This is a genomic window from Streptomyces macrosporus (assembly GCF_039533145.1).
In the GTDB taxonomy this organism is placed as follows: Bacteria; Actinomycetota; Actinomycetes; order Streptomycetales; family Streptomycetaceae; genus Streptomyces; species Streptomyces macrosporus.
The window spans coordinates 271,685-280,026 of record NZ_BAAASZ010000026.1 but is presented as its reverse complement, the minus strand read 5'-3'; the positions used below and the strand labels follow the sequence as shown (position 1 = coordinate 280,026).

General features: G+C 74.3%; 10 protein-coding genes and 1 pseudogene. 6 read left to right on the top strand and 5 right to left on the bottom strand.

Going from position 1 to position 8,342, the window contains the following annotated elements:
- A partial coding sequence (locus tag ABD335_RS18250) for a polysaccharide deacetylase family protein (protein WP_344324259.1) occupies positions 1 to 952 on the top strand: 952 nt, incomplete at its 5' end.
- 60 nt (positions 953 to 1,012) lie between these two features.
- On the opposite strand, the gene ABD335_RS18245 is transcribed toward ABD335_RS18250, so the two are convergent.
- Entirely contained in the window at positions 1,013 to 1,222 is a 210-nt protein-coding gene (locus tag ABD335_RS18245; RefSeq protein ID WP_344324256.1) for a hypothetical protein, read from the bottom strand.
- A 153-nt stretch (positions 1,223 to 1,375) separates the two neighbouring features.
- On the opposite strand from ABD335_RS18245, the gene ABD335_RS18240 reads away from it, so the two are divergent.
- The 4 genes and pseudogenes from ABD335_RS18240 to ABD335_RS18225 all read left to right on the top strand — a co-directional run bounded on the left by ABD335_RS18240 (position 1,376) and on the right by ABD335_RS18225 (position 5,533).
- Positions 1,376 to 2,125, top strand: a complete 750-nt coding sequence (locus ABD335_RS18240; protein WP_344324253.1) for a peptidyl-tRNA hydrolase — start codon at positions 1,376 to 1,378, stop codon at positions 2,123 to 2,125.
- A gap of 108 nt (positions 2,126 to 2,233) precedes the next feature.
- Positions 2,234 to 3,554 (top strand): annotated as a pseudogene (locus tag ABD335_RS18235) (MbnB/TglH/ChrH family RiPP precursor modification enzyme).
- A 6-nt stretch (positions 3,555 to 3,560) separates the two neighbouring features.
- Positions 3,561 to 4,499 carry a TIGR04222 domain-containing membrane protein gene (locus ABD335_RS18230; protein WP_344324250.1) on the top strand — a complete coding sequence of 313 codons (939 nt, stop codon included), beginning with the start codon at positions 3,561 to 3,563 and terminating at the stop codon, positions 4,497 to 4,499.
- A gap of 140 nt (positions 4,500 to 4,639) precedes the next feature.
- Positions 4,640 to 5,533, top strand: coding sequence for a TIGR04222 domain-containing membrane protein (locus ABD335_RS18225; protein WP_344324247.1), 894 nt, complete (start codon positions 4,640 to 4,642; stop codon positions 5,531 to 5,533).
- 106 nt (positions 5,534 to 5,639) lie between these two features.
- On the opposite strand, the gene ABD335_RS18220 is transcribed toward ABD335_RS18225, so the two are convergent.
- The 3 genes from ABD335_RS18220 to ABD335_RS18210 are packed head-to-tail and all read right to left on the bottom strand — an operon-like array spanning position 5,640 to position 6,883.
- Entirely contained in the window at positions 5,640 to 5,831 is a 192-nt protein-coding gene (locus ABD335_RS18220) for a DUF397 domain-containing protein (RefSeq protein ID WP_344324244.1), read from the bottom strand.
- A complete protein-coding gene (locus ABD335_RS18215; protein WP_344324241.1) occupies positions 5,832 to 6,035 on the bottom strand; it encodes a DUF397 domain-containing protein in 204 nt (67 codons plus the stop codon).
- Positions 6,032 to 6,883: a helix-turn-helix domain-containing protein gene (locus ABD335_RS18210; RefSeq protein WP_344324238.1), complete on the bottom strand. Its 852-nt coding sequence runs from the start codon at positions 6,881 to 6,883 to the stop codon at positions 6,032 to 6,034. Before ABD335_RS18210 ends, ABD335_RS18215 begins: the two co-directional genes overlap by 4 nt.
- A gap of 163 nt (positions 6,884 to 7,046) precedes the next feature.
- On the opposite strand from ABD335_RS18210, the gene ABD335_RS18205 reads away from it, so the two are divergent.
- Positions 7,047 to 7,502: an ATP-binding protein gene (locus ABD335_RS18205; protein WP_344324236.1), complete on the top strand. Its 456-nt coding sequence runs from the start codon at positions 7,047 to 7,049 to the stop codon at positions 7,500 to 7,502.
- A gap of 75 nt (positions 7,503 to 7,577) precedes the next feature.
- Here ABD335_RS18205 and ABD335_RS18200 read toward each other — a convergent pair whose 3' ends face one another.
- Positions 7,578 to 8,261: a hypothetical protein gene (locus ABD335_RS18200; protein ID WP_344324233.1), complete on the bottom strand. Its 684-nt coding sequence runs from the start codon at positions 8,259 to 8,261 to the stop codon at positions 7,578 to 7,580.
- Positions 8,262 to 8,342 lie beyond the last annotated feature (81 nt).

The following is an 8,342-nucleotide window of genomic DNA, read 5'->3' as shown; positions in this document are numbered from 1 at the left end:
CGCGTCCTCTCCGGTGGCGGCCTCCTCCTCCCCCGCCTCCGTCGCCCCCCGTTCCCCGAGCCCCGACGGCAGCGCCTCCGCGTCGCCCTCGCCCACCGAGTGGGCCGCCCTGCCCGCCTCCGCCAGCGGTCGCACCCCCGTCTTCCGGCACGGGCCGCGCGCCGCGGAGGACGACGACCGCCGGAGGAAGGGGGAGAGGGAGGGCCGGGAACGCGACGAGCGCGACGAGCGCAAGGAGGACGAGCGGGACCGGGAGGAGAAGCGGGAGCGGGAGGAGAAGCGGGACCGGGAGGACGGCGACGAGGAGAAGGTGGTGGCCCTGACCTTCGACGCCGCCATGTCCCCGGAGGACGAGAAGCGCGCCAAGGGCGGCAAGCGCCACGACAACCCCGCGCTGATCGCCACCCTGCGCCGCGAGAAGATCCCCGCCACCTTCTTCATGACCGGCGTGTGGGCGAAGACCTATCCGCACCAGGCCCGCACCATCGGCCGCGACCGGCTGTTCGAGGTCGGCAACCTCTCCCACTCCCACCGCGCCTTCACCCCCGACTGCGAGGGCCTGAAGCCGCTCGACCCCGACGAGCGGCTCGCGGACGTCCGCAAGGGTCTGGCGGCGATCAGCGCGGCGGGGGTGGAGAACCCCACGCCGTACTTCCGCTTCCCCGGCGGCTGCTTCGACGACAAGGCCAGGAAGGCCATCGCCTCGGCGAAGGTGACCGCGGTGGCAGGGGACGTGAACGCCCGCGACACCGGCGTCTCCGACCCGGACGAGATCGCCGAGCGGGTGCTGAAGGCGGTGAGGCCGGGGTCGGTGGTGATCCTGCGCTGCGACCGCGACAGGGCGCGGGCCACCGAGAAGGCGGTCCGCCACATCGTTCCCGAGCTGCGCGAGCGCGGCTACCGCTTCGTCCGCGTCTCGGAGATGATCGGGTCGGCCATGGGCCGCGGCTGACCGCCCGACCGGGCCGCCCGCACGGCCCTACGGCCTCACGGCCTCACGGTCGGCGCGCGGTCAGGTGCACGAGCAGGCGACGCGCTCGGCCTCCTGCCACTCGCACACGGGGCACAGCGTCGCGCCGGGCGTGCTCGCCGGGTGCTCCGTCGGCTCGCCGCACCGCACGCAGAAGGCGCGTTCCTCCTGCTCGCGCTCCCCGGAGGCGGACCGGTCCACGTCGGGGCCGGGCCGGACGTCCTGCTCGTTCGGGGCTGTCACGGTCCTCATACGGCCGAGGGTACTCCCGCTCCCCCGGGCCCGGCCCCGGCTCCGGCGTCCGTCCCGCCCGCCGCCGGCGTTCCCCTGCGCGGGCCCCGGGTCCCCGTCGCGCGGGGTCCCGGGGCCCGCCGGGGCCGTGGCGGCGGCCGGCAGACTGGCCGTGTGAACACGTCCGACAGCACCGCTCCCACCAGCCCTTTCGCAGCCGCGGCGGCCAACCGCGACACCGCCCCGCAGCACGTCCTGCCGCTCGTCGTGCGCATCGAGCGCTCCACTCCCCCGGCCCGCACCGACGCCCTCCAAGCGGCGGCGCGGGCGGTGCTCGTCCTGCTCTCGGACGAGCGGGTGACGGAGCCCGACGGCCCCTGGCACCGGGCGGTGCGCGACTGGGAGGACGGGCGCATCCGCAAGGTGGTGCGCCGGGCCCGAGGCGCGGAGTGGCGGCGGGCGGAGGCCCTGCCGGGCATCACCGTGACCGGCGACGGCGCGCACCCGGCCGAGGTGCGGGTCTTCCCGCCCGTCCCGCTGGACGGCTGGCCGAAGGACCTGGCCCGCCTCCAGGTGTCCGGCACCGAGCTGACGGAGCCGGAGCCGCCCGCCGAGCCCGCGCCGGGGACGCCGGTGCTGTGGCTCAACCCCGGGCTGGAGATGTCGGCGGGCAAGGCGATGGCCCAGGCCGGGCACGGTGCCCAGCTCGCCTGGTGGGGGCTGGACGACGAGGCCCGCGCGGCCTGGCAGGCAGCCGGTTTCCCGCTCGCGGTCCGCACCGCACCGCCCGGCCGCTGGGAGACCCTGACGGACGCCGGCCTTCCGGTGGTGCGCGACGCCGGCTTCACCGAGATCGCGCCGGGTTCGGCCACGGTCGTGTCCGACCATCCGGCGCTGCGCCGCGCGGCGGCGGAGCGGAGTTGACGGCCCGGAAGCTCAGATGAAGCTCTGAACCCGCCGCACCGTGGTTGGCCGCACTCCCGTTCGGAGATGACACTCGCACAGGGGGAGCGAGCCGGAAGGGGGACGGGCATGGCGCGGCTGGGTACGGGGATCGGCTGGCGGCCGGAGATCGCCGCCGAGATCGACGCGCTGCCGGGGGTCGACTGGGTCGAGGTGGTCGCGGAGAACGTCTGCCCGGGCCACCTGCCGCCGGAGCTGACGCGGTTGCGCGAGCGCGGCGCCACCGTGGTGCCGCACGGGGTGGGGCTGGGCCTGGGGGGCGCGGACCGGCCCGCCCCCGAGCGGCTGGCGGCACTGGCACGGCGGGCCGAGGCGCTGGGGTCGCCGCTGGTCACCGAGCACATCGCCTTCGTACGGGCCGGGGGGCCGTCGACCGGCACGCCGGTGCTGGAGGCCGGGCACCTGCTGCCGGTGCCGCGCACCCGCGACGCGCTGGACGTGCTCTGCGAGAACGTGCGGATCGCCCAGGACGCGCTGCCGGTGCCGCTGGCGCTGGAGAACGTCGCGGCCATCGTCCGCTGGCCGGACGAGGAGATGACGGAGGCCGAGTTCCTCACCGAACTGGTGGAGCGCACCGGCGTCGGCCTGCTGATCGACGTCGCCAACCTCCACACCAACCACGTCAACCGCGGCGAGGACCCCTCGGCCGTCCTGGCCGGTCTGCCGCTGGAGGCGCTGGCGTACGTGCACGTGGCGGGCGGCGTCGAGCGGGACGGGGTGTGGCACGACAGCCACGCCCACCCGGTGTCCGAGCCGGTGCTCGCCATCCTGGCGGAGCTGTGCGCGCGCACGGCGCCGCCCGGCGTGCTGCTGGAGCGGGACGACGCCTTCCCGCCCGCCGACGAACTGGCGGCGGAACTGGCCTCGATCCGGACGGTCTTCGAGCGGGCGTCGGGAGCGGCACATGTCTGACACCGACACCGACACCGGCACCGACACCGGCACCGACGCGGCGCGCCGGCGACTCGCCCGTGCCCAGGCCGCCTTGCTGGGCGCGCTGGTCGCCGGCGCCCCCGCGCCCGAGGGCTTCGACCGCGAGCGGCTGCGCGTCCAGGCCCGTGCGCTGGTCGCCAAGCGCGCCTCCGTCGTCGCCAAGGTGGCTCCCGAGCTGCCGGAGATCCTGGGTGAGCGCTACCGGCCCGCGTTCCTCTCCTACGCCCGGGGACGTCCGATGACCGGCGGCTACCGGCTGGACGCCCTGTGCTTCGTCGGGCATCTGCTGGACTCGGATTCCGCCCTGCCCGAACCCCTGCCCAAGGACGTGCGGCGGCGGCTGCGCCGCTGGCACCGGGAGCGCTCCGGCCCGGTGCCGCCGCTCACCCTGCGCCTGCGGCGGTGGCTGGGCCGTCCGACGACCCTCCCGCGCCGGTCCCTGCGGAAGCGGGGGTGAGGCACCGTGTTGCCGCTCGTGCTCTCGTACGCGGCCGTCGCGGTCTCCTCCATCGTCGTGTTCGGCTGTCTCGTCCGCCGCGCCCGCAAGGAGGTGGACGGTGTCGATGAGGCCCCGTCGGGGCTGTACGAGATCGCCTTCCTCGCGGGCGGCCCGGGTCGGGTGGCCGACACCGCGATCTGCGCGCTGCACCACGACGGCCGCCTCGGAGTGGCCGCGGAGGGTCGTGTGTACGTCATGCGGGCCGAGGCCCGCGATCCGGTGGAGCGGGAACTGCTCGCCCTGTGCGGTTCCGCGCCGGAGTCCCGGCTGCGGCTGTCGGAACTGCGCTCGGCCCTGATGCGTTCCCCCGCGGTGCAGGAGTGCGGCGACGCGCTCACACGACGCGGCCTGCTGCTGCGCCCGGAGGACCACCGGCGGCGCCGGGCCGCGGCCCTGGCCCACTACGTCGTCTGCGCCGTGGTCCTCCTCGTCCACTTCGACGTCTTCGCCGAGGGCGCGCGAGCGCTCACGTCCGGGGAGGTCCTGGCCGCGCTGCCGGTCGCGGCGTCGGCGCTCGCCTGCGCCTTCCTCGCCCCCGGAGGGAGCCGGGTCTCCCCCGCGGGGCACCTGTGGCTGCGCGGGCACACCGGGCGGTCCCGGGAGGGCAGCCCGCTCGAGGAGGTGGCGGTCGACGGCACGGAGGCGGTGCGCGACGCCGCCCTGCGGTACCAACTGCAGTGGGCGGCCGCCCCGGCCTCGCGCTCCGCCTCCCCCGCCGCCGCGACGGGCAGCTCCGACTCGGGCACCGCCACGTGGTGCGGAACGGCGGGGAGCGGCTGTGGCATGTCCGGCGGGAGCGGGTCCGATTCCGGGTCGGCGGGCGGCGGCTGCGGAGGAGCAGGAGGAGGCTGCGGAGGCGGCGGGGGTGGGAGCAGCAGCGGTGGAAGCAGCGGGGGCGGGTGACACACGGGCCGCCCGTGCCGTCAACCGCCGTACCGGACACCGCGTCGGAACCACTTCACTGCGAGACGGCTTCACTGCGAGACGGCGCTCCTCGCCCACGGTGGGCGACGCCGTAGCAGTCCCGACGGAGAGGAGGAGCCATGTCCCTGTTCGAGCCGTCCGTGCTCCCGCTGTACGCGGCCCTCGCCGCCTCCTTCGCCCACCTGCTCGCCCGGCGCTTCCTGGCCCACCACCGACTGCCCCGCCCGCCCGACGGACAGCCGCCGCCGGACCTCTACGAGACGGCTTTCCTCGCGGGCGGTCCGGGTCGGGTGGCCGACACCGCGATCCACGCGCTGCACCACGACGGCCGCGTCGGGCTGGACGAGCACGGTCGGCTGTACGTGAGACGGGCCGAGGCGCACGACCCGGTGGAGCGGGAGGTGCTCGCCCTGTGCGGTTCCGGCGAGGGACTGCGGGTGCGGTGGCTGCGTCCGAAGCTGACGCGCTCCGCGTCCGTGCGGGCGCACGGCGACGCGCTCGTGCGGCGCGGCCTGCTGTACCGGTGGGAGGACCATCGGCGGTGGCGCCGCGCGGGCCGGATCCACCTCGCCGTCTGCGCCGCCGTCCTCGTGGCCGCCGTCGTCCTGCTGCTCCTGCCGGCCGATGGCGGCGGAGGCCGGGCCCAGGCCGGGTACGCACTGGTGGCGGCGCTCGTGACGGCGGTCGCCGTCCGCTTCCTCCGCCCCGGCAGGGGGCGGGCCGGCCCGGCGGGCCGCGCCTGCCTGCGCGAGCACTCCGCGCGGTGGCGGGAGAGCGGCCGGGTCGGCGCGGTGGCCGTCGAGGGCACGAGGGCGATGACGGGCGCGGACGAGTTCGCGCTGCGGAACGAACTCCGCTGGGCGGCGGGAACCGCCGCCACCCCGGCCGGATCGCCGGACGGCGGCTCCGGCACCCCGTGGAACGCCTCCGGCTGCGGATGCGGCTGGGACGACTCCTCGGGCGGCGGCTCCGGGTGCGGGGGCGGGGGTGGCTGCGGGGGCGGAGGCGACTGACGGCGGGCACCGGACGGGCTGAGCCGTCAGCGCGAGAGAGGGCTCGTCCACGTCACGTCAAGTGGCGCGAACAAGCCCGCTGTTCCGTTCGGAAGCCCGGTCGGCGCTACTCCGCCGCGAGCGTCAGGAACGCCGCCCACTCGTCCCGGCCGACCCGCAACACCGGCCCGTCACCTGCGGCCTTGGAATCCCGGACGTGCACGGCGTCCGAGCCGGCGGCCACCTCCACGCAGTCCCCGCCGCTCGTTCCGCTGTGGCTGCTCTTGAACCAGACGAGTTCGTCCACCTTCTCGGCCACCTACCCCACCAGCGCCAAGAACGCCGCCCACTCGTTCCGACCGACCCGCAACACCGGCCCGTCACCTGCGGCCTTGGAATCCCGGACGTGCACCCGATGCGCGTCCATGGCCACCTCCACACAGTCCCCGCCGTTCGGGCCGCTGTGGCTGCTCTTGAACCAGGACAGTCCATCGGCCGCGTTGCCCTGCCGTTCGATGCTCATGTCTCCCCTGCCACCCGCTCGATGAGATCAGCCGAATCCTCGGCGTTGAGGGCCTGTGAGCGCAGCATCCCATACTGAAGCCAGAACTCGCTGACCTCGTGACAGTCGGACCGGACATTCACCACGCCCTGCGATTCGATCACCACGAACCTCCGACGCTCGGCCGTCTCCAGCAGAACCATGGGACCGTTGAGCCCACTGTGGGCGGCCCTGCTGTTCGGCATCACCTGGATGTCCACGTGCCGCATGCGACGGCACTCCAGCAGGTGGAACAGTTGGGCTCGCATCACCTGTGTCCCGCCCACCATCCGGTGCAGTGCCACTTCTTCGATGATGAACACGAAGACGGGACAAGGCGACTTGCACGTCAGGAGGGACTGTCGTGCGAGACGTGCCGCGACGCGTTGCTCGACGATCTCTTCGTCGAGCGGTGGGAAGTGGGTCCGGATCAGGGCGCGGGCATAAGCCTCCGTCTGGAGGAGCCCCGGAATCACAAGCTGGTCGTAGGCGAAGCGACTCACGACATCCTGTTCCAGCGCCGCCACGTCCTGGAAGAAGGCGGGCAGTTGGGCGCGGTCCACATCTTCCTGCAAGGCACTCAGGGCCCCGCCGGCCTTCAACACCCGTTCCGCCGCGGCGGTGAACGCCGCCTTCGCGGGCCGCCGTCCCTGCTCCACCGAGGCGACCTGCTCGATGGAGTAGCCGATCGCGTCCGCCAGCGACTGCTGGGTGAGGCCCGCGCGTTCGCGGAAGAGGCGGACGAGTTTCCCGTAGGCGCTCCACGCCCCGGGACGGTTCCGGCTGCCGTCTCCGGCGGCGGACTTCGCGCGGTCGTTGTTCCGGCCCATTCGCTCCCCCTGGTCCGTTTCGGTGCACCCTTACGGCGAACCGCGACGGCACCGGCCGGGTCACGGGCGCGGCCCGTACACCTCCCGTACAGAGATCGCGTAATCCGTCGTGTACGGCCGTCCGACCTGGCCGCTTCCCTCCGCGTGACGGAACGGTTGCGTCATGCGCTCGCAGAATTCCGCCACCGGGCGACCCACCGACGTCCCGCACTTCACCGCCCGGCTCAGCGGCACCCGGCGGGGCGCGCGGTTGGCGCGCCGGCTCGCCGTCCAGCAGTTCACCGAGTGGACCGGTCTCCCGTACGACTGCGACGCCGCGCACGCCGTCGCTCTCGTCACGAACGAGTTGGCGACCAACGCCGTCACGCACGGCAGCGTCCCCGGTCGGGACTTCCGGCTGACGCTGTTCCTCCCGCCCGAGCCCGGCGTCGTGCGGATCGAGGTGACGGACACCCGTCCGGAACGTCTCCCCCGCCATCCCGCCGCCGAGCCGATGCCGCCCGACGCGCTGTCGGGGCGGGGGCTGCTCCTCGTCGCGGTGTACGCCCGGCGCTGGGGGTGCGAGGTGCGCGACGCGTTCACCAAGACCGTCTGGGCGGAGGTCACGCGGCCGTCCTGACCGGTACCTTCCCGTACGGGGGCACATCTCGGCGGAGGCCGCCCGTCGGGCCCACGGGACGTGGAGAGTCGGCCGCTACGAGCGCGCCGCCGACCGCCGGTACCGGTGGAGCAGCCAGGCCGCGCACGCCACGGCCAGTACGGCGACCGCGGGTACGGCCTGCCACGGGAGGCCGAGCCACAGGGCAGGGAATCCCACGGCGAAGCAGGTGATCAGCATGGTGAAGAACAGCGGTTTACCGAACGAGCGCCAGGTGAAGAGCCCGTGGCCGCGGGACCCGGCCAGCCGCACCACACCGAACCCCAGCCCCAGGGCCGCCAGGAGACCCGTGAGCGTGCCGATGGCGGCTGTCATCTGGGGCTCGTCGCGAGGCGCGTCGGAAGAGTTCTGCCGAACACCGCCCTTGCTGATCACCACGACGTCGCCCCGCCAGACGGTACCGGTCACCCGGTCTCCAGGCCGGAGTTGTTCGAGCAGCGGCCCCGGATCTCCGAAGTCCACGTCCCCGTTCCAGGAGGGCGCGCCGTACAAGGTCGCCACGAAGCTGGAGCTTCTCCCCGACTTGACCTCCGTGTCCTTGACGGTGAAGGAGACCGTACGCAGGCAGTCCTCCCACTCCTCCGCCGGAGCGTGAGCGGGGCACGGATCGGCCGCCACATAGTCCTGGTACCGCTTGATGTCGGACGGCAGCCAGTCGGCGAACACGAAATAGCAGGCCACCGCCGGGACCAGGGACAACACGGTCAGCAGCGCTCCCACGAGCCGTGTCCAGCCCGAGGGCCGCCGAACAGGCCGGTCACCAGCCGGCGGAGGCAGCAACGACTTGTCCGTCCCGTACCC

Coding starts and splice junctions, on each gene's coding strand:
- ABD335_RS18245 (WP_344324256.1), bottom strand. CDS start 1,222: ATGAGGACCGTGACAGCCCCGAACGAGCAGGACGTCCGGCCCGGCCCC.
- ABD335_RS18225 (WP_344324247.1), top strand. CDS start 4,640: ATGTCCCTGTTCGAGCCGTCCGTGCTCCCGCTGTACGCGGCCCTCGCC.
- ABD335_RS18215 (WP_344324241.1), bottom strand. CDS start 6,035: ATGAGCATCGAACGGCAGGGCAACGCGGCCGATGGACTGTCCTGGTTC.
- ABD335_RS18210 (WP_344324238.1), bottom strand. CDS start 6,883: ATGGGCCGGAACAACGACCGCGCGAAGTCCGCCGCCGGAGACGGCAGC.
- ABD335_RS18205 (WP_344324236.1), top strand. CDS start 7,047: ATGCGCTCGCAGAATTCCGCCACCGGGCGACCCACCGACGTCCCGCAC.